Source organism: Cryobacterium sp. Sr3 (assembly GCF_004402835.1).
In the GTDB taxonomy this organism is placed as follows: Bacteria; Actinomycetota; Actinomycetes; order Actinomycetales; family Microbacteriaceae; genus Cryobacterium; species Cryobacterium sandaracinum.
The window spans coordinates 12,564-33,531 of record NZ_SOFA01000037.1 but is presented as its reverse complement, the minus strand read 5'-3'; the positions used below and the strand labels follow the sequence as shown (position 1 = coordinate 33,531).

Sequence of the window (20,968 nt, the reverse complement as noted above, 5' to 3'; positions counted from 1 at the left end):
ATGGAGGAATCTCCCCCGAGCTCGGCGGGCCGATCGGGGGCTGGCTCATGGACCGGTTCGGGCCGCTGGGCAGCGATAGCTTCTCCCCCGGCACATGCAGGAGTACATGCTGTCGGCCACCCACGACCCTGCCCGGGAAACCGACCCGAAAACGGGCCGGTGGGACCCCCGGCGCATGGTGGGCTCCTTCCCTCCCTCCCGCATCCTCAGCATCGTCGGCACGAATTCACGCGATTATTCCGTGGCCGCCGGGCTGTCATCCGCGGTCATGGGCGTGCAGAGCGATGGTCTCGTCGCGATCCGCAACGCTTACGTTTACGGGGGCGCGCGGGCCTACATCCATCGCTTCCACTCGGGTCGATACGGCTTGGTCAACTCCGAGGAAACGTACCAGAACCTTTCCCGCTTCCTGTTCGGCGGGTTGAGGGTGGAGGTCGCCCCGCACGGGGTGGAGCTCGATCGCAACGACCGCATCTGGCAGGGCGAGGCGAGGCTGGCCATCCGTGGCGTGCCTGCGCTTATTCATGAGCAGACGGCCGATCATTATTGCCCGATCGATCTGAACGCCACGGAGAAGGGCATCGCCGGGCCCCTGTCACCGGTCCCGTCGATGACAATCTTCCTGCAGCCGAAGAACGTGCGTAAGTGCCGCTACGCCCTCGACCTCAAGATCATCTCACTCAAGGAGACGGGCGGCATCCTCGGTTTCGGGGGACACCTCGAGCAGATCGCGGACTGGCAGGACACGCTCATCGTCGACGTCGAGGTGAACGACAAGGGCGCGGCCAGAAGCGTGATCTGGGAGTGGAACAGCACCCTCGCCGTTCGAATCGCCGAACAAGCAGAGCTGCCCAACCAGCTCGACTGGGCACCGGGCAAGTCCAGCGACGGGCAATGGCAGCTGCCGGTTCCCATCGTCCCGATGGGGCAGGCGGTGCTCGGCAGCCACGCGCGCCTCCAGCTCAGCATCGGCCTCTGGGCCTGAGCGGCCGCCTCGCGCGATCGACCCGATCCTGATCACGCATCACCGCCCGGACCCCACCGGGACGTAGGCGCCCCTGTGCGCCATCCACCCTGGCCCCTTCTCGACCGCGGACCGAGGGCGACAGTCCAGTCCGACGCCGAACGAATTCGACGGAGATTTTGCTCTAGACCGCCCGTTCTCGGTGGGAATGGCCGGATTTTGGCAGAATCTCCGTCGAATTGGTTGGGGGCGCACGGCAGCCAGTCGGGGCGGCTCTGCCCCGAGGCAGGTAGCACCGGCGCACGTCAGGCCGTGGGCCGGTAGCGCCGTGGGGCGGAGGCCTGGGCGACCAGGGCGCGCAGGCTGTCGAGGCTTCCGGTCACAAGACCTTGGGCACGGGCCTGCACGAGCACGTTTTCGATCGCGGTGGCCTCGACGGGGCCGGCCAGCACGGTCAGCCCCGTTCGGTTCGCGGTGAGCTGGCAGAGAAGGTCGTTCTGCGACCAACCGCCGACGATATGCACCGCGCGGATGCTCCTTCCCGACAGCTCGCTCACGACCCGGAGGGTCTCGGCATAGGCAGCCGCCAGGCTCTCGACGATGCTGCGCATGAGTTCGACCGGGGTGCCCGGCACCGGCAAGCCGTGCTCGGCGCAGTAGGAACGGATGCGCGCCGGCATGTCGCCGGGTGCCAGAAAACGGGGGTCGTCCACGGCGAAGGTCACGTCTGCGAAGAGGCCGGCGCGGCCGAGCCCCTTCACGGAAAGCACGGTGTCGCCCACCGGGGCGACCTCCCGCATCACGGTGATGCGGTCGCAGAGGGCGAACACCTCGTCGAAGTGGTGCGAGATGAAGAGGATGCTCGCGCCCTGGGCCCGCAGGTTGCGGGCAACCTGGAACAGGCGCTCCACCTCGATGTCCGACAGCGCGGCGGTCGGCTCATCCATGACGAGCACCGCGGCGCCCTGGGAGATGGCCTTGGCGATCTCGATGACCCGCTGGTCGGCGATTGACAGTCCCTCGGCCGCTCGGTTGGGATCGATGCGCACGCCGAGCTGGTCGAACAGGTCGCGGCGGCCGTGCTCAGGGCGGCCCGGCTGATCAGGCCCAGCCGGCCTTTCGGCTGGCGCCCAATGAAGATGTTCTCGGCCACTGTGAGGTCGGGGAACAGGGTGGGTTCCTGACAGATCGCGGAGATGCCCGGGGCCTTGCTGTCGGCCACGGTGCGGAACGACACCGGCTGCCCGTCGACCTGGAACTCGCCGGCGTCGAGGCGGTAGAGCCCGGCCAGGATTTTCGCGAGGGTGGACTTGCCGGACCCATTCTCGCCGACCAGGGCATGGATCTCACCGGGGAGGATTTCGATGTTCCCGTCTGCGAGGGCGACGACCGGTCCGAATGGCTCAACGGCACCGACAAGGGTGAATCGTTTCAGAGAACGTGTATTCAGCGAATATAAGGATTGGTTGGGGCACCCGTCAACAGCAGAAAAAGTGCAATCCCCCAAAAGAGATTCAACCGAGACTTCGAATGGGTCTCGTGTATTGAGTCGTTTCAATCTGCGGCGCGGTGCTCTACACGTCACCTAGAGGCAGCAAAGCGCAAGGCGAAAGGGTGACGATGGCAACGGTGAGTGTGCGCGAAGTCGCGGCTCGCGCCGGGGTGTCGGTCGGCACCGTCTCCAATGTGCTCAACCGGCCGGGCAAGGTTTCCCCGGCAACCGTGGAGCGGGTGCAGACGGCAATCTCCGCCCTCGGCTTCGTGCGCAACGACGCTGCCCGGCGACTGCGGGCCGGCCGCAGCCGCAGCATCGGGCTCGTCGTGCTCGACGTCGCCAACCCGTTCTTCACGGATGTCGCGTGCGGCGCCGAGGACCGGGCCGCCGAAGAGGGTCTCACCCTGCTCCTCGGCAACAGCGACGAGAACATCGACCGAGAGAGTGCCTACCTCGACCTGTTCGAAGAGCAGCGTGTGCACGGCGTCTTGATCTCCCCGCTCGGCGAGGTCGGGGACCGGCTCATGCGGCTGCGCGCCCGCGGCACCCCCACCGTTCCCGTCGACCGGCAGACGGCCGTCCACAGCTTCTCCTCCATGGCCGTCGACGACGTGGCCGGCGGGCACCTCGCCGCGGAGCACCTGGCCTCGATTGGGCGCACCCGGATCGCGTTCGTGGGTGGGCTGCAGAGCATCCGTCAGGTTGCCGACCGGCTGGAGGGCGCGCGGCAGGCCGTGCGGGAGCATCCGAACGTGTCGCTCGAGGTGATCAGCACGGAGTCCCTCTCGGTGCTGCAGGGGCGTTTCGTGGGCGAGCAGTTGCGCGCCCGCGACCCGGTCGACCGGCCGGACGCCGTGTTCGCGGCGAACGACCTGCTCGCCATCGGCGTGCTGCAGGCCCTGAGCATGCTGGGCGATGTGCGGGTCCCCGAAGACGTGGCGCTCATCGGCTACGACGACATCGCTTTCGCGGCGGCAGCCATCGTGCCGCTCTCCTCGATCCACCAGCCGAGCGCCCTGATCGGCCACACGGCCGTCGACCTGCTGCTGCGCGAAGCCGCCGGCGGCGACGATTTCGTGCACGAGCAGATCGAGTTCCAACCGGAGCTGATCGTGCGGGAGTCCACCGCCGGCTGACTGGGTCCCGCTCCTTCCGCCCGGGCATCCGCTGGCGATTCCGCTCCTAAACTTGACCGCATGACACTGCAGCCCCTGCTCAACAAAGACACCCGCCTGTGCATCTCCCTGGCCGCCCGGCCCAGCAATTTCGGCACGCGTTTCCACAATTACCTGTACGCCGAGCTGGGGCTCGATTTCATCTACAAGGCGTTCACCACGACGAATCTTGCCGCCGCGATCGGCGGCGTGCGTGCGTTGGGCATCCGTGGCTGCTCCGTGTCGATGCCCTTCAAGGAAGATGTCATCGCCCTGGTCGACGAGTTGGATGACTCGGCGAGCGCCATCGCGTCGATCAATACGATCGTCAACGACAACGGTTGCCTGCGGGCCTCGAACACGGATTACATCGCCGCCGCCGATCTGATCCGCGCGCGCGCCCTCGACCCGACCACTCCGTTCCTGCTCCGCGGCAGCGGCGGAATGGCGAAGGCCGTCGCCGCGGCCTTCCGCGATTCCGGGTTCGAGCATGGCACCTTGATCGCCCGGAACGAGGCCCGAGGCCGGACTCTCGCCACCGAGCTCGGCTACCGCTGGGCGGCCGAGCCGACCGGTCTCACCGCACCTCTGCTCGTGAACGTCACCCCGATCGGCATGACCGGCGGTGCCGAGGCGAACGACCTGTCCTATTCCGCCGAGGTGATCGCCGACGCGACCTGCGTGTTCGACGTGGTGGCGTTGCCCGCGGAGACTCCGCTCATCCTGGCCGCGCGCGCGGCAGGTAAGACCGTGATCACGGGGGCCGAGGTCATCGCTCTGCAGGCAGCGGAGCAGTTCGAGCGCTACACCGGGGTGCGGCCGGGGCCGGAGCAGGTCGCCGCGGCATCCGCCTTCGCCCGCACTCACGCACGGTAGCGCGCGCCTGAACCAAGTCGACGCCGAAGCAGGTTGCTTCAGTCGGCGTTCACGTGACTTGACCGGGGCCCTCGTTGCCTCCAGGGGATCCTCGTCAGGAAACGCCTCCCCACGAGGACAATCCACCCCGGTAACGACGAATGGCCTCCGAAATCTCGGAGGCCATTCGTTTTAAGACTTGTTCTAAGACCAGAATCAACCAGTTCTGAGCACGACCCTGTGGCGTGCTGTTCCTATAACTCACAGGCCACTGAATCAGTGGGCAATTTTTTGGTACTTTCGCGAACATCCTCTGCGCTCTGTCAAATAATCCTCTACCGGCCGAGCAACGTGGCCAACTCGTCGAGCGACTCCCCCGTAATCGTGAACTACTGGGTGACACCCTCGAGTAAAATCGCGAGCTCGTCGAGTACGACGTCCCAGCCCTCTCGGTTCTGCTCAAAACGTTCGCGACGGTAGCGGGTGCCGCCGGGGAGTGTGTCGAAGCCCGATTCGATCACCGTGACATCCGTCCCGTTACCAGCATCGGCGATGGTAAAGCGCACGTGCGTCGAGTACTCGTCGAGCTCTTCTGCGGGGATTCCCGACCAACGGAAGCCGAACGAGCCGTCGGGCACCACCTCGGTGATTTCGATCGGGAAGCTGCCGTAGTCGTCCCAGTCGATGCTGCCGGTAGCACCGGGCTCGAGCGTACCCATGATTGCGTATCTGTTCACGGGCGGGAGAACTCCGTGAACGCGAGTGGCAACGCATTAGTGGTTGGTCTAAGTTCCTTGCGGACCGTGCCACGCAGGCAACGCAAGGCAACCCGACTGCCCAAACGGGCATGGGGCCGGTATGTTCAACGACTCGACGTCGGGACCGCGATGTCCACTCCAACTACAAGGCCAACTGGCCACTCAAGGTGCTACCCGGCGCCGCAGACGGCGCAGAACTCGACCCGCCGCTCCGAACATAACCGCGCGCACCCACTCGTCACTCATCACTCCATCGCACGAGCAGGACAATTCGCAGCGCCGAAAAGCGGCCGTTCGAGCATCCCTGGCCGTGCATCGTCATTTAATCCGCAGCCGCCAGCCCGCATGAGTTTCCTCTGCCCTCTGCCTCGCTTCCACTGGAAGTGTTGACCCGTTTTTGCTGGATAAGAGACATTTGTGTCAGAAGTGCCCGCCAGAATGAGCTTGTCTACGTCACATCACGGAAAGATGGCATCATGCCCAAACCGCTTTAAATCATGCTGCTCATTGCGGCGCCCCTCGTCCTTGGCGGAACCACCGGAAGCGGAGTTGCCGCCTTGGCCGCGCTTGCACTGGTTCTGATCGCCAGCCCGATCATCTGGAAGGTCCGCAAGGATCGCTATTTCAGTTCCGACCAGTTCCAAACATTGCGATCCGAGATCGCCGTCGTTGTCGCCGAGCACAACGAGGTCGTGAACTACGTGGCCGAGATCCGCTCACAGGGCTCATTTGAGCTGGGAGCGTCCTCAGCGGGTCAGTATGCGCACCTGGCCACATTTGAGAACAACTCGGCGTGGAACAATCGGCGCGACCGCAACGTCTCCGACTACGCGCCGCAAGTGCACAACACATCTCTCCAGGTCGTCCGCAATGCCAGCGTCGAGCCGATCAAGTACGTCATGAAGTACTTCTCCATCAAGGCCGACCAGGAGACCCTGGCTGACGTTCAGCGTGTCGCCGAGGACATCTCGCGGCTGGAGGAGGCGGTCTCCAACGTCAAGGGTCGCGAGGCAGAGATCACCGCGAGAATCAATCCGCCGAAGTTCATCCTCAAGCGTCACACCGACGAGTTCTGGAACCAGATCGGTGCCCACCTGTCGCCCATCGAGGTGCCGTACCCGGTTTACAAATTCCAGTACACCTCCGCAGGAGGCAACAGCGGTCAGGCATCGACCATCGCACTCGACACTCCCACCCTTGATGCACTGTCCGCGACGCTCGTCCAGAAGATCCGCTGGACGAAGTCGGCCGCTGGGCAGCGCACGCTGATGACGGTGCGACTCCGAGGCGAGATCAAGCAGCGCGACCGCTACGTCTGCTTGCAATGCAGCGTCTCGGTGGCTGCCGAGCCGCACCTTTTGCTCGAGGTCGACCACATCATGCCGGTGTCCAAAGGCGGTCTCAGCACGCCCGAAAATCTCCAGACGCTCTGCTGGCGGTGCAACCGAACGAAGGACTCAAAGGTCCTCGCATAGCTCAGCGCGGCCAGAGCCGTCATGTTGTTCCTTTCGTGTGCGCCGATGGGCGTTCACTTATCGGGATTCGTCTATCTCCCGACGATGTCCGAGGCGGAGGATGATCCCAATTAACTGGTCGTCGTGAAGGCTGTCCTGTCGTAACCGTGGGTTAAACCCTGCTCGGGAGTACCGGTTTATGGCCGCCGAGGCTGAGCATGGTGAGGGCGATCAGGGCGTCGGGGATGTGAAGCCGAAAGCGATGCGGGTGATGAGTCGGATCTTGGTGTTCATGGATTCGACCCGGCCGTTGGCTGATCCGACTAAGCCGTGGCGTGCGCGGCGAGCAGTTCCCGGGTGAACGGATGCTGCGGCGCAAGAAATAGCGCCGCAGCCGGTCCCTGCTCCACGACAACGCCATCCTTCATCACGAGGATGTCGTGGCTGAGCGCGCGTACCACTGCGAGGTCGTGCGAGATGAACACCATCGCCAGCCCCGTCGTCTCCTGCAAGGATGCCAGCAGCTTGAGCACCTGGGCCTGAATAGACGCGTCCAGCGCCGACACCGGCTCGTCGCAGACCAAGATACTCGGCTGCCGGGCCAGCGCCCTGGCGATCGCCACGCGCTGGCGCTGCCCGCCGGAGAGCTGGTGCGCCCGCCGCCCCAGCAGGGAATCGTTCAGTGCCACCAGCTCGAGTAGCTCGATCGCCCGCGCCCGGCGTTCGCGCCGTCGACGCCGCCCGAGCCGGGTGCCATCCAGAGCGATTGCCTCCGACAGGATCTGCAGTACTGTCGCCCGCGGGTCGAAGGCACTCAGGGAGTCCTGGTGGATGATCTGGATGCCGCCGCGTCGGGCCCGCCGCGTCGATTCCGGCACTCGGCTCCAGGGCTCACCGTGCAACAGAACATCGCCGCGGTCCGGGGTTTCCGTGCCCAGCAGCATCCGTGCCACCGTGCTCTTGCCCGACCCCGACTCGCCCACGATGCCCACGGTGTGGCCGGCACGCAGCTCGAACGAGACCCCGTTCACAGCGTGTAGCTGCGCGGCCGCCTGGCCGTAGGTCTTGGCGAGGTCCCGCGCGGCGAGCACCACGGGGCCGGTGTTCGGCGGGGCCGGCGGTCGGCTCTGCGACGCCGCCGCCAGAAGCTCGCGAGTATACGGATGCTGCGGCGCGGCGAACAGGTCGGCCGCAGGCTGCAACTCGACGAACCGCCCGTCTTTCATCACGGCGATGTCGTCGGCGAGCTGGCGGATAATCGTAAGGTCGTGGCTGATCAGCAGCAGCGCGAGGCCCGACTCCTTCAGCTGGCGCAGCAGGATCACAATCTGGGCCTGAACGGTCACGTCGAGGGCCGTAGTGGGTTCGTCAGCGATCAGCACGGCCGGCGAAGCCGCGAGGGCCGAGGCGATGAGTGCGCGCTGGCGCAGGCCACCGGAAAGTTCGTGCGGGTAGTGACGCACGCGCATGGCGGGCTCTGGCATGGCCACCTGATCGAGCAGCTGCAGCACCCGGCCGGCACGGTCGGCGCGGCCGAGTGTGGGTTCGTGCACCTCGAGGGGTTCGGCCACCTCGGCGCCCACCCGGCGCAGCGGGTCAAGGGAGACGAGGGCGTCCTGGCTCACGAGGCCAACGCGGGCACCGCGCAGGCGTCGCCAAGCCGGCTCGGTCAGGTCTCGAGCGTCAACTCCGGCCACGGTCAGTTCCTCGGCGGTGACCCGTGCGCCCTCCGGGGTGAGTCCGATCAGGCTGCGGCCGGTCACCGTCTTACCGGCACCGGACTCCCCCACTATGCCGAGGCATTGCCCGGCGGCAATGCTGAACGAGACGCCGTCGACCACGGCGGTCGCCGAGCCCGGCAGAACCACGCGCAGGTTGCGCACCGTGATGACGCTCATCGCTGCCGCCGCGCGCTTCGGGCCTGCAGGTGTCGGCCTAGAATGCTTGTCGACACCACGGTGGCGGTGATCACGAGCCCGGGGAACACGGCGATCCACCAGGCGCTGGCGAGAAAATTGCGGCCTTCCGAGAGGATGAGTCCCCACTCCGGCGTTGGCGGCTTCGGCCCGAGGCCGAGGAAGCTCAGGCCGGCTGCGGCAGTGATAGCGGTGCCGACTCCCATGGTGGCCATGACCAGCAGCGGGCCGAGGGTGTTGGGTAGCACGTGGCGCAGCACGGTCACCGCGGGCGACACACCAAGCGTGCGCGCGGCCTCCACGTAGCCGGCGCGCTTGACCACGAGGGTTTGCACCCGGGCGACGCGCGCGTATGAGGGGATCACCGCGAGGGCCACGGCCACGAGCAGGCTCGCCTCCCCCGGGCCGATGATTGCGATCACGATCAGGGCCAGCAGAAACTCCGGGAAGGCCATCACGATCTCGATGGCGCGGCTCAGCACACCGTCGCCGAGGCTGCGCATAAGCCCAGCGAATGAGCCGATCACGAGCCCCACGACCAGAGCGATCAGCGTGGCACCGAAGCCAATGGCGAGCGAGTACCGCGAACCGTAGATCACCCGTGCGAACACGTCGCGGCCAGTCTGGTCCGTTCCAAACGGATGCCCGGGGCCGGGCGCCAGCAGCGCCTCACCGATGTCGGTGCGCAGGGGGTCAGCGGCGGTGAACACCCCGGGCAGAAGGGCCGACACCACGAGGAGCACGAGGAACCCGGCGGCGGCCCAGAGTGCCGGGGCGGGCATCCGCTTGACTCGACGTGACCGGACGGCGACGAGGACGCTCATGCGTAGGCCTGCTTAGTCTCCAGGCGCGGGTCGATGCGGTCGGCGACAAGGTCGACGAGCAGGTTGATCACGGAGAAGGCCACCGCGGCGAGCACGATAATGCCGAGCACCACGGGTACGTCCCGGTCAACGATGGCGTTGAGGGCTACGCGGCCAAGCCCTGGGCGGGCAAAGACGGTCTCGACCAGCACCGACCCGCCGAGCAGCGAGCCGACCATATACCCAGTGAGCGTGATGCTGCTGGCGGCGGCGTGGCGCAGGGTGTGGCGCACGACGAGCCGGGTGTGGCTGGCACCACGGGCACGCACGGTGTCGACGAAGGGCAGCGCTGCTGCGTCATCGAGGCCCTGCCGCAGCACCTGGCTGATGATGCCGGCCACCGGGATGGCGAGGGTCGCTGCTGGCAGGAGGAGAGCGCCGAACCCCACCGTGGAGACGACCGGAAACCAGCCAAGCCCGAAGCCGAAGACGCTAATCAGCACGAGACCGATCCAAAACGTGGGCGACGACACGGCAACGAGTTCGAGCAGGCCGGCCAGCGGTGCTGTGCGCCGGCCGCGCCCGAGCAATGCCGACCCGAGCGCGAGCAGGAGCGCGAACACAACGGCGAGGGCCATCAGCTGCACGGTGGGCACGAGTTGCTGGCCGATCACGTCGGCGACGGGTTGCTGCCTGCGGTACGACGTTCCGAGGTCGCCCTGCACGAGGCGGCCGAGGTAGCCGAGGTATTGCACGAGAAGCGGGTCGGCGAGGCCCCAGTCTTCGCGGATCTGGTCGCGTACCTGTGTCGAGACGTTGCCGAGCCCGATGAGCACGTTCACCGGGTCGCCCGGGATCAGCCGCAATGCGAAGAATCCCAGCGTGGCGGCGCCCCACACCACGAGCACCATGCCGCCGAGCCGACCGAGCAGGCGAGCGCCCGGTCGGGCAGCGCCGCGTGCGTGCCCGTGGCGTTCGATCACGGAGCGGTCGTGAGGGACGCCTCGTAAAAGAGCGGCTGCCCGTACAGGTCGAAGCTCAGGTTCTCGATGGTCTTGCTGTATGCGGTGATCGCGGTGGGCACGGTGATCGGAACCATGGCGACGTGGGTAGCGTTCCACTGCTGTAGCTGCTGGTAGCGGGACTCGCGTTCGGCCGGGTCGCTTGTGGCGATGGCGTTGTCGAGAAGCGTGTCAACGACCGGATCGGCGGTGGATGAGCCGTTCTTGTAGCCGCCGCTGTGCAGGTGGGCGCGCAACACGTCGGCGTCGACACTGGGAAAACTCCAGTCTGATAGGTCGTAATTACGCTGGTCGAATGCTTCGTAGTACTGGGCGATTTCACGGTTGTCGCGCACAATTTCAAAGCCGATTTCGCGCAGGTCCGACTGCACGACGTCTCCGAAGCTCGCGTTGGCATCGGAGACAGGGTTATAGGCGAGCCACTGCGCGCTGAGTCGGGCTCCGTCTTTCATGCGGTAGCCCTCGGAGTCGCGCTCGGTCCAGCCGGCCGCGTTGAGCAGGGCATTAGCCTGATCGGGGTCGAAGGCCCAGCTGTCTTCGAGGCTCGGATCGTAGGAGTTCGGGGTGGCCGGGGAAAGGATACTCCACGCGCGTTCCGCCTGCCCCTGGTAGATGCTCTCCACGGCCGGACCGATGTCGACTCCGAGGGCAAAGGCGCGGCGCACATTCTCGTCGGCGAAGACGCCGTGCGCCTCGTTGAGGAACAGGGTGTACGGCAGGCCCGGCATGGTCACGTTTTCGATAGTGAACTCGTCACCGATCTGTCCCACGGCGTTCGGGGTGATGTCGCTGGCGATCTGTGCTTCACCGCTCGTGAGTGCGCCGGTGCGAACCGACGATTCGGGCAGGATGCGGAACTCGAGCGTGTCGATGGCCGGCGCGCCCCGGTGGGTGCTGCCATCCGGTGCCCAGTTATAGTTTTCGTTCGCGGTGAAGACGATGCTCTGGTCTGGCGTGTACTCGCTCAACACGTACGGGCCGGTGCCCACCGAGATGCCGGGGCCGCCGGCGGGCAGCTGGGCTGCGTTCTCACGCAGCGCCGCGGGCGAGTAGAAGCCGAGCTTGGCGGTGCTCACGGCCTGCAAGAACGGGGCGTAGGGCTGGCTGAAGTCGACCCGCACGGTGTACTCGTCAACGACCTCGGTGCCCGCGTAGAAGCCACCGGTTTCGGCGTACCCGATGAGGCTGGCGGCATCCGCTGACGCCGTTTCGGGAGCGACCACGTGCTCGAAGTTGGCCTTGACGGCCTCGGCGTTGAAAGGCTCGCCATCGTGGAAGGTGACGTCATCGCGCAGGTCGAAGGTGTACTGCAGGCCGTCGTCGGAGATCTGCCACGACGTGGCGAGCCACGGCACGAAGGAGCCGTCGGCCTTCTGATAGACGAGCGAATCGAAGGAATTGCGCATCACGAGGGCGGTGGCTTGGAAGGCCGATGAGTGAATGTCCATCTTGCCGCCGCTGAGCGTGCCACCGTTGATGGCGTAGGTCAGGGTAGTGGAGTCGGCCGCGGTGTTCTGGGCGGTGGCACTGCACCCCGTAACCAGAGCGACGGTGGCGATAATGGCAGCTGCGGCGCGCAGCCAGGATGTTGTATGGGCGCGAGAGCGCATAAATGGGGTCTCTTTCTCAGGTGCGAATCAAACTAGCAACTAATTGACTCCGCCCATCAAACGTACCTTGCCCGTGGAGCAGGCCGGCCGGAACGAGTGACCGCGTAAACCGCCTTGCGCGAACCCGCGACCAGTCCGAGGTGGAGAAAGTCCTCTGGATGATCGCCGTCGTATTCGCGCCTCTACTCGGCGCGCTCGTTTGGTATTTAGCCGGGCCACACCCATTCGGCCTTCGACTCACACGCCAGGTTCGATAGACCTCGACCTTCATTTCCCTTTGCGGAAGGGGTTCCTTGGCTGGCCTATCGCCGGCTCTCCCCCCGTTTTGATTCCGTCCCGTGATTGCTCGGCCCCTCATGACATCAATTGCACTCCGTGACATGGGGATAAAATGGGAATCACCGATGGTCGCCTGGTTTCACGCCCACGTGTGCACGGTCGAGGGCGTGGGAGGCAACCGATGGGCACCTTCCTCAGCACGTTTCTCTCCGATTCCGCGGAACTTCCGGAGCTAGCCGATCGTGTTCGTTTGTCCGGGCCGGTGCCGCTTTCGTCGCCTTTGCCTGTCGGGGATCTTGCCGCGGACAGCATCGCGGCGACCAAGCTGATGGCCTCGTTACTGCACCTTGTCCGTTCGGAAGTGCGGGATCCGAAGGCGGATGAAGTTCCGCGGGTGGGCTCTGCGCCGCAACTGGTCGCCGGCGCCTTCCGGAGTGACCAACTATTTCGGTGGAACGGGGACCCCGCGCCAGCGTGGGCGCCCCTGTCCGGATTCTTCGCCTCGAGCGACGGTTGGGTTCGCACTCACGCCAACTATCCCCATCACGAAGCGGCTTTGCGCTCACTACTGAGATTGGATGGCTCCGCCACCACCGAGGCTGTCGCTCGCGCAATTTCGCGCCGCAGCGCCCTCGATCTGGAGGATGAAGCATCAGATTCTGGTGCGGTGATCAGCGCGGTTCGCAGCCCGAGCAGTTGGAGAGGACATCCTCAAGCCCAATCCCTGAAAGCAGCTCCCTTCATCAGCCTGGTGCAGCAGGCAGGAGACTCGGGCCTCCATAGCCTGGGGTCGGCCGACAGACACGCGCCCCTGGAGGGCGTTCGGGTGCTCGACTTGACCCGCGTCATAGCCGGGCCGGTGGCCACTCGCAGCCTCGCGTTCTTCGGGGCAGATGTCCTTCGCATCGACAATCCTGGCATGCCGGAACTCCCCTGGCAGTACCTCGACACCGGGCAAGGGAAGCGTTCCGCGCTCCTTGATCTCGGCTACAAACCGGATCGAGACCGCCTCGAACAGCTACTGACGGAAGCCGACGTTGTTGTCTCGGGATACAGACCGAACAGCCTCAACCAATTCGGCCTCTCGCCGGTCGAACTCCACAACCGCCATCCAGGGCTCGTTATCGGCCGGGTGAGCGCGTGGGGGCAAAGCGGACCTTGGGCCGAGCGCCGAGGATTCGACAGCATCGTCCAAGCAGCCAGCGGCATCGCCCAGATTCACGCAGACGGCACCGGCAGGCCAGGAGCTTTGCCGGCCCAAGCACTGGATCACTCCGCCGGGTACCTACTTGCCGCCGGGATCATGTCAGCACTTCGACGTCGCCACCTCGACGGGCACGGGTGGACCGTCGACATTTCACTGGCCCGGGTCGCTCACGAGCTACTCGCCCAGCCTCATTCCCCGCAGACCGAAGCCGGCCCATATGAGATCCAAACCGTGAACGCGGAAACGTTAGAAGGGACCGTCACCTGTGCCGCACCCGCGATCAGCATTAGCGGCGGTCCGAATCGCTACAGGTGGATCGGCAGCCAGTGGGGAGCGGACCAGCCGGAATGGGCCGAGTCACGATCCGCCAGCGGCGAGCGATAAGTCCCACCCGGAAGGTGCGCCATCGGCAAGTGCAGCATGGCGAAAGCCGCCCGCTGAAGGTTAGTGTCGCGCCATCCCTGTGCAGCGCACCTGTTGGCTGCTGTGGTGCCGGCCATTTCGGCACCGATCACGAACAGGTCGTATTCCTTACTTATGCCGCTCATGCTGTAGTGATCGCATCGCGCAGTTGCTCCAGTGTTGGGGCGCCGGCTAGTCCCGTGGGGGTCTTGTAGATGCGGCAGGCCAGCCCGACCGACGCCGATAGGTCGGGAAAAAGGTCTGTTCCGTCCATCAGCATGCTCGGAGATCCCCGAAAACCGATTGTCTCTGCGTCTTCCACATTCTCGACCAACCGCCGGGTCACAACGATGCCGGGGCATGCAGCCGCGATCAACGCCAGCCGCTCAGCAGCGATTTTCCAGTTCGGGCACCCATCGAAGTACTGCAACGTAATATCCATGCCTTCACCGTAAACGTTGCACCGCAGTGCAAGGTCAAGTGGTGAAATGGGAATATGCAGATTAGAGACCTGGCCATCGCGAGCGGCGTAACCGCACAGACGATCCGGTTTTATGAGCGGCGCAGCCTGTTGGATCACGCCGAACGTGGGGGGAACGGTTACCGCCACTACAACGAAGCGGCCCTATCGCGCCTGCGGTTCATTCGGTCTGCCCAGACGGCTGGTCTGACATTGGCCGAAATTGGCGGCATCATCACTGTTAGAAAAGCTGGCGAGGTGCCGTGCGAACACGTCTCCAACCTCCTCTTGAAAAGACTTGCGGATGTGCACCGCCGCCAACAAGAACTCGTACTCCTTGAAACAGAGCTGCAACACATCATCGACGCGAGCCAGCATCTCGACCCAGGCGATTGCGAAGCGGGCGGTGTCTGCCACGTCATCACCCACGCTCACCAGTAGCGCGCAACGTTCACCCATGCCATGAAGCGATGCGAATTCACCGCCATCTAGCGCTGCCATTCACACAAAAGAACCGAATCTGTCACCTATGCGGCCACTGATTCCAATTCCCGCAAAGACTGCCGCTCCTTCGAACCCTCATCGGCGGATGACCGCAGGACGACGTGCCTCAGGGCACGCGCCCACCTGGCGCAGCGGGATTTGTGGAAGTACCTACCGATCCTCCGTGACGGATCGAAGCACGAATGACTAGCGGAAGTGTGCGCTGGGCCGGCCCGCCCGGTGGGGCATCTGCTCCTGTCCCGAGTTGCAGGATTGCCAGGGACGAAACGTGAGCGTTGAAGGCAAGACCGCATGGGGACGGCCGAGCCACACCAGTACCTGACCGCGCGCATCGCCGCTGCTGTCGGCACCGAACTGAGCATCCATGGGCGCCACACTCTGCCCACGGTATCGATTGGCATCGCATTGTTTACGGAACACTCGACAATAGCCAGCCTGGTGCGCGACACCGATTCCGACCTGTTCCACGCCAAGCGATCCGGTCGCGGTCATTGGCAGCTCTACAACGACACGATGCGCTCCGAGAGCGGCCCGGTCAAGACTGGGCTTTCGCCCCTACGTCGATGGAGACCTCGGCGATCCGCTTGATCGCTGCGAGGGTTTTCGGTATGCCACCGAGGGCCTGCTGGGTGCGGTCGGTGATCTGAGCGTGCGCCTTTTCGCCGAACTTCTCCTCGAACATGGCGATCCCGTCCGGCAGGAACTCCCAGGACTCGGTGAGCATCGTCCCGGTCTCCGCGGCGGTGAAGCTGAAGCCCCAGCGCACGAAGCTGCCGCCCACCACCCAGGCGAACTCACGTCCGTGCTCTGCCGTCACCACCTCGGACCGGGTCTGCCAGGTCCGGTGTGGGAGCTCGTTGTGCCCGGTGAACCAGGCACCGACCCGACCGGCCTCGGCCTCGTCATCCCACCAGCATGACGTACAGACCGGGCTCCACTCTCCGGTGCGGGTGATGTCGGAGAGTAGGTCATAGAGAAACGCGGCCGACGCCTCGACGATGATGGACTCCTGGTGGCTGAGGGTGCTCGTCTCATTCATGCATTTACCCTAATGGAGGGGGTCATTTCTGCTGCCGCCGGCTGCCGCCGTGCCAGTCTTCTTGCTTTCCGACCGTGTCCGCGTCGACTCCGAACGCGGCCAGCTGTGGCTGCTCGCGCAGGCTGCGCTTGAGTTCGGCAAAACCCGGGAAGCGGGCCAGCCCGACCACGTGGTCCCACAACTCGACCGCCGAGTCCTCGTGTGGCAGCCGGCTGATCACCGGCCCGAAGAAGGCCGCACCGGCGGGCGGCTCGAAGTGGATGATGGGCGTGCCCACGTCTTTTCCCGTCAGCGAGAGTGCCTCGTCCGTCTCCTGCTGGATCTCGATGTCCCATGACTCGTCGTCGAGAGCTTCCGCCAGCTCGGGCGGTAGGCCCGCCTCGGCGAGGATCGGCTCCGCAAACTCACGCGTCCCGCGGAGCTCACGCACCTCACCCTCGGTCCGATGGTTGTCCGGGCCGGGGGCGGTGTCGAAGATGTGGGTCCCGAAGGCGGCGTATAGCGGCGCCATCGCCTCGCGGCCGTGCTCCGCTCGCGCGCGGGCGGCTACCCGCAGGAGCCTGAGTCCGGCGGTGTGTCCAGCTTCGTACTCGGGAGGGAAGTGCGTGTCGTAGTCGGCCTGGGCATTGATCAGGCGTAACGAGATGAACCGCCAGTCCACGGTGTAGTTGCGTTGCTCCTGCACCTGCCGCACCCACTTGCTCGTCATCCAGGCGAAGGGGCAGACCGGGTCGAAGTAGAAGTTGATGTCAGCGTCCATGCGTCCACCCTAGGTCAGTGCCGCAAGCACGACCGAGATCGATTTGGCGAGGTGGACTCGATGGGTGCCTCGGGATGACGTATCGCTCAGAGTCGCATTCATTACCTTGGTGCTTACACGGTAAGTGACACGCGCTCCTCCACTTCTGGGCATGTCGTGCGAACGATCGCTGCCGAACGCCACAAACACTTAGCGTCGGGTATTTGAATAGGCCACAAGCCACCCTCGGTTCTCCACCGTTCCGAGCTGTGACTCTGGGGCGGATCCTGGGGCTGCACACTGGCCCTCACCTATGCCGAGTGCTACCCGCAGCACGTGCGCACCCTAGTCCTGGCCTCCGTCACCATGACCCAGCGCAGCGGCGTGCGCTGGCTCCGCCACGAGACCGGCCGCTACCTGCCCGAGAAATGACAGCGCTTCCACGAGGGAGTCCCCGCCTCCGAGCGCGACGGTGACCGCGTCGCCGCCTACAACCGCCTACTCAACCACAGCGACGACGCCACAGTGATACGCAGCGCAGCGCTGGTGCGACTGGGGAGACGCCGCCGTCTCGCTCGAACCCGGCTCGGCACCCAGCCCTCGCTTCACCGACCCACATTCCAGCTACAGCTCGCCCGCATCGTGACGCACTACTTCACGCACCGGGCCCGGCTCGAGGAAGACCAACTGCTGCGTAATGATGACCGCCTCGCCGGAATCCCCGGCGTCTTGCTCCACGGCCAGCTCGACCTCGGCGGGCCCGTCGACGTGCCCAGGTGCTGGCACAGGCCGGACCAGATGTAACCCTCCACGTGATCCGTGCAAGTGGACACCAGTGCAACAACGAGACGACCGAGCGTTACGGAGATCCCATGCACCGCAGGATATGAGGCCGGAACACTAAGCGGGCGGTCTTGAAGCGGTTCGCATCCAAGGTCGCTCTGATCGCTGGATATTTTCACTTAGGAGTGAACCACTCCTGCGCGATCTAGTGTGTCACTTAACCTAGGCGCCTCATATCGGGCGGATTCAAGTGGTGTCTGCAACACCGGTTTGATTGGTTGGGTTCGAGGTTAGCGTGGCGAGGACCTCTGCGGGCNTCTGTGCCTTTTGGAAAGTACTCGCGCAAGAGCCCGTTGGTGTTCTCGTTGCTGCCACGCTGCCAGGGCGAGTGCGGAGCGCAAAAGCAGATCGGCATCCCGGTCGCCATCGTGATTTCCTGGTGTCGAGACATCTCTGCTCCCTGATCCCAGGTGGTCGAACGGCGCAGCTGTTCCACGAGGGTATTCATTGCCACAATCATCGCGTCGGCCACGGTGCGAGCGGTGTGATCCCCGGGCAAATGCAGCAGCATCACGTATCCCGTAGTCCGTTCGAGAAGGGTTCCGATCGCGGACTTCGACGAGGTCGAGCCGATGATCAGGTCGCCCTCCCAATGCCCGGGAACGGCGCGGTCCTCGATCTCCGGCGGCCGGTCAGAGATCATCACCATCTCCCGGAACCTCTGCGGCCGCGGACCCTCCGGCCGCTGCGGGCGCCGTGTGACACGCCCCGACCGCAACGCGGTGGCAACTTCCAAGCGCAACGATCCGCGGCCCTGCACGTAGAGGGCCCGGTAGATCGTCTCGTGTGACACCTGCATCTCCAGATTCTCCGGATGCTTGACTTTCAGTCGACCCGCAACCTGTTCCGGGCTGAACCGATCGGTGAGCATCGTGGCGACTTGTTCCCGTAACGCTAATCCGTCCAGCTTCCGGGCTCTTGGCCGCCGAGCCCGTGCCCAGGTCTGCTCCTGCGCGAGCGAGGGCACGTAGCGGCCGGCGACCTGGTTTCTGGCCACTTCCCGGCTGATCGTTGACGGCGCCCGGCCCAGTGCCGCTGCGATGCGGCGCACCAGCCTCACCCGCGCTGACGACGATCTGCACCGGCAGTTCTCCGTCAAGCGGGTTCATGGTCTGAAGACCCCCGAGGAGGAGGTGTCCAACCTGCTACACAGCAGCCTCCAAATCGGTGATGAGGTGGTGCTGAGTGCTCGGTTCGGCGATGTGGTCCCGGAGTTCACCGGCCGGCCGGTGGTTCTCGCCAGCGCTGGAATCGGCGTCACGCCCATGGCGGGCATGCTCTCCCACCTTGTGATGACCGGCAGCCAACGAAAGGTGGCTTTTCTCCACGCTGGCAACTCAGCAAACACCTTTGCCTTGCGTAACCAAATCAGGGCAGACTTGGCAAATTTCCCGACGCATCCCTGATCACCTGGTATGTGGAACCCACGAAATCCACGCAGACTATCGACGGCGAACTCGCCGGATTCACGGACGTCAGCACCATCGAACTGCCCACGGACGCCGAATACTACCTGTGCGGGCCGTGGTCTTCATGCAATCCGTCCGCAGCGCGCTAATCGCCCGCGGCATACCCGCAAAAGACATCCAATACGAAGTCTTCGGCCCCGACCTGTGGCTAGCCGACTTCCGATCGTAAGTTGTTCCAACCTGTCGGTCAGTGCGTGGGATGTCAGATGGATTGCCGATAGCCGAAGAACTCATGGTCGTTGTTGTACCCACCCAGACCACCGCCGACCTCGGAGAAGTCTTCGACGAATTCGATGCCCTTAATCCACTTGACCAGCTTGAAGCCGAGCTGCACCTCGTTGCGTAACCGCAGCGGAGCACCGTGACCGAACGACAGCGTTTCATCATTCATGTCATAGGCCAGCATGGTCAGCTTGTAACTCATCTGCTCGATCGGTTGAGCGTCGTAGTAAATCCCACCATCAGGACCGACCGCAAAGGAGTAAAAAATCACCCACTTCGCTTCCGGCTTCGGCTTCGCGATGTCAAGAATGGTCTGCATTGAGACGCCGCCCCACTTCGCGACACCCGACCAGCCCTGAATGCAAAAGTGCTGCGTGATTTGCTCGTGGTGTGACAGCGCCCGTAATTGCTCAAGGTCCAACTCCACCGGATTATCAACGAGCCCACCGATTTGCAGCTTGTAATCCGTGAAGGTGCCAGCTTGGAGCTTCTTGTACTCCTCCGATTCCGGGGACTTACCGTTATGCCAGAAATAGGGAGAGATATCTTTCTCCGTGTACTGACCCGGCTTCGAATCGATGTGCTCGAACAACCGCTGCGCGGGACCGATCAGCGCATACCCCACCTTCTGCACCACACGCGGATGCCGGTACGTAAACGGTGTCGCCGCCACCCAGCCGACGATGATGACCACCATCGAGGCGGCGAAGATCAAAAATCCGACCCAGGAGCTGTCGTCCCGTGACGCGTACATGTGGTTGAGGTTGCGGAGGGCGCCGGTGGTCAGCACGAGGGTCACGTGGATGATGATGAACATGACGAACCAGGCGAGCACAAAGAAATGGAGTGATCGTGCGACCTGGATACTGAAGACCGAACTGATGGTCCGGAATTTGGTCGACAACGCCGGTGACATCCCGAGCCCGGTGATTAGAGCGGCCGGAGCGGCGATGAACACGGTGATGAAGTAGGCGATCAGTTGCAGTCCGTTGTAGTTGACCCAGCCGTTTTCCGTGGGCCAGTCCAGCGACAGATATTGGATTGCGACCGAAATGGAATGCGGGATGACGTCCCAACTCATGGGGACCAAGCGCATCCACTGGCCGGTGACGAAGATCAGAACGTAGAACACGATTCCGTTGAGTAACCACAACGTGTCAACGCCGAGGTGCCACCAGCGGGCGAGCCCGATGGAGTGACGACGCCCTGGCAAGCCGACGCCGTCCGGCAAGGTGATCGAATCCTGCTTCGCCGTATACAGCGGATCACTCGGCACCGGCTTCTGCATACGCAGCCAGTCTTTACCCGGTGTGGAGTGTCTGGACCAGTACAAACGCGGGTGATCGGCGATGATTGTGACGCCGGAGCGGATGATGAAGATCATCAGAAAAGCATTCAGGAAATGCTGCCAGCCCAGCCATGCAGGGAAACCCACCGGCGCGTTCTCCGGAAGCTCAGACTCGCCAGGATACTGCTGAATGAAATCCTGCACGGCAGGGAGCTCGCGTATCCCCTTCGCTACCGCGATGCCGATGACCAGGAGCACCAAGCCGATCGGAATCAACCACAACAGGTTGAACCACTTGCTCTTACCAATGCGCACCCGCGGAGCGACACCGTACTGGGCTGGGAGACCGCCTGCCCAGTGTTCGTCGACCGCGGTGTAGTGCGTGCTGTCAAGCTCCGAACGGAAGCTTCGCATCCCCCCGGGCCCACGATCGGGGGCGGGAACATTCTGATCTTCCAGTCCGGACGTCATTTCGTGAGCTTAGC

Annotated in this window: 17 protein-coding genes and 4 pseudogenes; 8 read left to right on the top strand and 13 right to left on the bottom strand. The window is 64.3% G+C overall.

Going from position 1 to position 20,968, the window contains the following annotated elements; genetic code table 11:
• The first annotated feature begins 94 nt into the window (after window positions 1–94).
• The gene (locus E3N94_RS17255; protein ID WP_134570274.1) at window positions 95–985 is read left to right on the top strand and encodes a hypothetical protein; all 891 of its coding nucleotides are present in this window, start codon (window positions 95–97) and stop codon (window positions 983–985) included.
• A 284-nt stretch (window positions 986–1,269) separates the two neighbouring features.
• On the opposite strand, the pseudogene E3N94_RS11465 reads toward E3N94_RS17255, so the two are convergent.
• Window positions 1,270–2,414 (bottom strand): annotated as a pseudogene (locus E3N94_RS11465) (ATP-binding cassette domain-containing protein).
• Window positions 2,415–2,584: 170 nt separating this feature from the next.
• On the opposite strand from E3N94_RS11465, the gene E3N94_RS11460 reads away from it, so the two are divergent.
• Window positions 2,585–3,595: a LacI family DNA-binding transcriptional regulator gene (locus E3N94_RS11460; protein WP_134570280.1), complete on the top strand. Its 1,011-nt coding sequence runs from the start codon at window positions 2,585–2,587 to the stop codon at window positions 3,593–3,595.
• A 60-nt stretch (window positions 3,596–3,655) separates the two neighbouring features.
• Window positions 3,656–4,489, top strand: coding sequence for a shikimate 5-dehydrogenase (locus tag E3N94_RS11455; RefSeq protein WP_104102272.1), 834 nt, complete (start codon window positions 3,656–3,658; stop codon window positions 4,487–4,489).
• Window positions 4,490–4,857: 368 nt separating this feature from the next.
• Here E3N94_RS11455 and E3N94_RS11450 read toward each other — a convergent pair whose 3' ends face one another.
• Window positions 4,858–5,205 (bottom strand): SRPBCC domain-containing protein, encoded by a 348-nt coding sequence (locus tag E3N94_RS11450; RefSeq protein WP_134570273.1) that lies wholly within the window; start codon window positions 5,203–5,205, stop codon window positions 4,858–4,860.
• Window positions 5,206–5,723: 518 nt separating this feature from the next.
• Here E3N94_RS11450 and E3N94_RS11445 point away from each other — a divergent pair.
• Window positions 5,724–6,701: an HNH endonuclease gene (locus tag E3N94_RS11445; RefSeq protein ID WP_134570272.1), complete on the top strand. Its 978-nt coding sequence runs from the start codon at window positions 5,724–5,726 to the stop codon at window positions 6,699–6,701.
• Window positions 6,702–6,852: 151 nt separating this feature from the next.
• Here the strand turns inward: E3N94_RS11445 and E3N94_RS11440 are convergent.
• The 5 genes and pseudogenes from E3N94_RS11440 to E3N94_RS11420 all read right to left on the bottom strand — a co-directional run.
• Window positions 6,853–7,013, bottom strand: a pseudogene (locus E3N94_RS11440) (transposase); the annotation flags it as partial.
• A complete protein-coding gene (locus tag E3N94_RS11435) occupies window positions 7,004–8,578 on the bottom strand; it encodes an ABC transporter ATP-binding protein (RefSeq protein WP_134570271.1) in 1,575 nt (524 codons plus the stop codon). The gene E3N94_RS11435 and the pseudogene E3N94_RS11440, both read right to left, overlap by 10 nt.
• Complete coding sequence (locus tag E3N94_RS11430; RefSeq protein WP_233191474.1) at window positions 8,575–9,420, bottom strand: ABC transporter permease; 846 nt, start codon at window positions 9,418–9,420, stop codon at window positions 8,575–8,577. The genes E3N94_RS11435 and E3N94_RS11430 overlap by 4 nt, the downstream gene beginning before the upstream one ends.
• Window positions 9,417–10,382, bottom strand: a complete 966-nt coding sequence (locus tag E3N94_RS11425) for an ABC transporter permease (RefSeq protein ID WP_241987118.1) — start codon at window positions 10,380–10,382, stop codon at window positions 9,417–9,419. The genes E3N94_RS11430 and E3N94_RS11425 overlap by 4 nt, the downstream gene beginning before the upstream one ends.
• Complete coding sequence (locus tag E3N94_RS11420; protein ID WP_134570270.1) at window positions 10,379–12,031, bottom strand: ABC transporter substrate-binding protein; 1,653 nt, start codon at window positions 12,029–12,031, stop codon at window positions 10,379–10,381. Before E3N94_RS11420 ends, E3N94_RS11425 begins: the two co-directional genes overlap by 4 nt.
• Before the next feature lie 460 nt (window positions 12,032–12,491).
• Here E3N94_RS11420 and E3N94_RS11410 point away from each other — a divergent pair, with 460 nt between their 5' ends.
• Window positions 12,492–13,901, top strand: a complete 1,410-nt coding sequence (locus tag E3N94_RS11410; RefSeq protein ID WP_104102287.1) for a CoA transferase — start codon at window positions 12,492–12,494, stop codon at window positions 13,899–13,901.
• 160 nt (window positions 13,902–14,061) lie between these two features.
• Here E3N94_RS11410 and E3N94_RS17605 read toward each other — a convergent pair whose 3' ends face one another.
• Window positions 14,062–14,529 carry a hypothetical protein gene (locus E3N94_RS17605; RefSeq protein ID WP_347232701.1) on the bottom strand — a complete coding sequence of 156 codons (468 nt, stop codon included), beginning with the start codon at window positions 14,527–14,529 and terminating at the stop codon, window positions 14,062–14,064.
• Between E3N94_RS17605 and E3N94_RS11395 the strand changes: the two genes are divergently transcribed.
• Complete coding sequence (locus tag E3N94_RS11395) at window positions 14,416–14,820, top strand: heavy metal-responsive transcriptional regulator (RefSeq protein WP_134570267.1); 405 nt, start codon at window positions 14,416–14,418, stop codon at window positions 14,818–14,820. The two genes, E3N94_RS17605 and E3N94_RS11395, sit on opposite strands and share 114 nt — an antisense overlap.
• Before the next feature lie 598 nt (window positions 14,821–15,418).
• On the opposite strand, the gene E3N94_RS11385 is transcribed toward E3N94_RS11395, so the two are convergent.
• Window positions 15,419–15,922 carry an SRPBCC family protein gene (locus E3N94_RS11385; protein ID WP_104102295.1) on the bottom strand — a complete coding sequence of 168 codons (504 nt, stop codon included), beginning with the start codon at window positions 15,920–15,922 and terminating at the stop codon, window positions 15,419–15,421.
• 22 nt (window positions 15,923–15,944) lie between these two features.
• A complete protein-coding gene (locus tag E3N94_RS11380; protein WP_134570265.1) occupies window positions 15,945–16,682 on the bottom strand; it encodes a hypothetical protein in 738 nt (245 codons plus the stop codon).
• Window positions 16,683–16,946: 264 nt separating this feature from the next.
• Here E3N94_RS11380 and E3N94_RS17515 point away from each other — a divergent pair.
• Window positions 16,947–17,093, top strand: a pseudogene (locus E3N94_RS17515) (prolyl aminopeptidase); the annotation flags it as partial.
• A 192-nt stretch (window positions 17,094–17,285) separates the two neighbouring features.
• On the opposite strand, the gene E3N94_RS16600 reads toward E3N94_RS17515, so the two are convergent.
• Window positions 17,286–17,447, bottom strand: coding sequence for a hypothetical protein (locus E3N94_RS16600; protein ID WP_166790103.1), 162 nt, complete (start codon window positions 17,445–17,447; stop codon window positions 17,286–17,288).
• A gap of 316 nt (window positions 17,448–17,763) precedes the next feature.
• Window positions 17,764–18,534 (bottom strand): annotated as a pseudogene (locus E3N94_RS11370) (IS30 family transposase); the annotation flags it as partial.
• Window positions 18,535–18,544: 10 nt separating this feature from the next.
• Between E3N94_RS11370 and E3N94_RS11365 the strand changes: the two are divergent.
• The gene (locus E3N94_RS11365; protein ID WP_166790101.1) at window positions 18,545–18,910 is read left to right on the top strand and encodes a hypothetical protein; all 366 of its coding nucleotides are present in this window, start codon (window positions 18,545–18,547) and stop codon (window positions 18,908–18,910) included.
• Window positions 18,911–19,175: 265 nt separating this feature from the next.
• On the opposite strand, the gene E3N94_RS11355 is transcribed toward E3N94_RS11365, so the two are convergent.
• Entirely contained in the window at window positions 19,176–20,954 is a 1,779-nt protein-coding gene (locus tag E3N94_RS11355; RefSeq protein WP_198416286.1) for a molybdopterin-dependent oxidoreductase, read from the bottom strand.
• Between the last annotated feature and the right edge of the window lie 14 nt (window positions 20,955–20,968).

What these genes read in the sequence shown, in the direction of transcription:
- E3N94_RS17255 (WP_134570274.1), top strand. Translation starts at nt 95, where the DNA reads ATGCAGGAGTACATGCTGTCGGCCACCCACGACCCTGCCCGGGAAACC.
- E3N94_RS11460 (WP_134570280.1), top strand. Translation starts at nt 2,585, where the DNA reads ATGGCAACGGTGAGTGTGCGCGAAGTCGCGGCTCGCGCCGGGGTGTCG.
- E3N94_RS11455 (WP_104102272.1), top strand. Translation starts at nt 3,656, where the DNA reads ATGACACTGCAGCCCCTGCTCAACAAAGACACCCGCCTGTGCATCTCC.
- E3N94_RS11445 (WP_134570272.1), top strand. Translation starts at nt 5,724, where the DNA reads ATGCTGCTCATTGCGGCGCCCCTCGTCCTTGGCGGAACCACCGGAAGC.
- E3N94_RS11435 (WP_134570271.1), bottom strand. Translation starts at nt 8,578, where the DNA reads ATGAGCGTCATCACGGTGCGCAACCTGCGCGTGGTTCTGCCGGGCTCG.
- E3N94_RS11430 (WP_233191474.1), bottom strand. Translation starts at nt 9,420, where the DNA reads ATGAGCGTCCTCGTCGCCGTCCGGTCACGTCGAGTCAAGCGGATGCCC.
- E3N94_RS11420 (WP_134570270.1), bottom strand. Translation starts at nt 12,031, where the DNA reads ATGCGCTCTCGCGCCCATACAACATCCTGGCTGCGCGCCGCAGCTGCC.
- E3N94_RS11410 (WP_104102287.1), top strand. Translation starts at nt 12,492, where the DNA reads ATGGGCACCTTCCTCAGCACGTTTCTCTCCGATTCCGCGGAACTTCCG.
- E3N94_RS11395 (WP_134570267.1), top strand. Translation starts at nt 14,416, where the DNA reads ATGCAGATTAGAGACCTGGCCATCGCGAGCGGCGTAACCGCACAGACG.
- E3N94_RS11385 (WP_104102295.1), bottom strand. Translation starts at nt 15,922, where the DNA reads ATGAATGAGACGAGCACCCTCAGCCACCAGGAGTCCATCATCGTCGAG.
- E3N94_RS11380 (WP_134570265.1), bottom strand. Translation starts at nt 16,682, where the DNA reads ATGGACGCTGACATCAACTTCTACTTCGACCCGGTCTGCCCCTTCGCC.
- E3N94_RS11365 (WP_166790101.1), top strand. Translation starts at nt 18,545, where the DNA reads ATGCGGCGCACCAGCCTCACCCGCGCTGACGACGATCTGCACCGGCAG.
- E3N94_RS11355 (WP_198416286.1), bottom strand. Translation starts at nt 20,954, where the DNA reads ATGACGTCCGGACTGGAAGATCAGAATGTTCCCGCCCCCGATCGTGGG.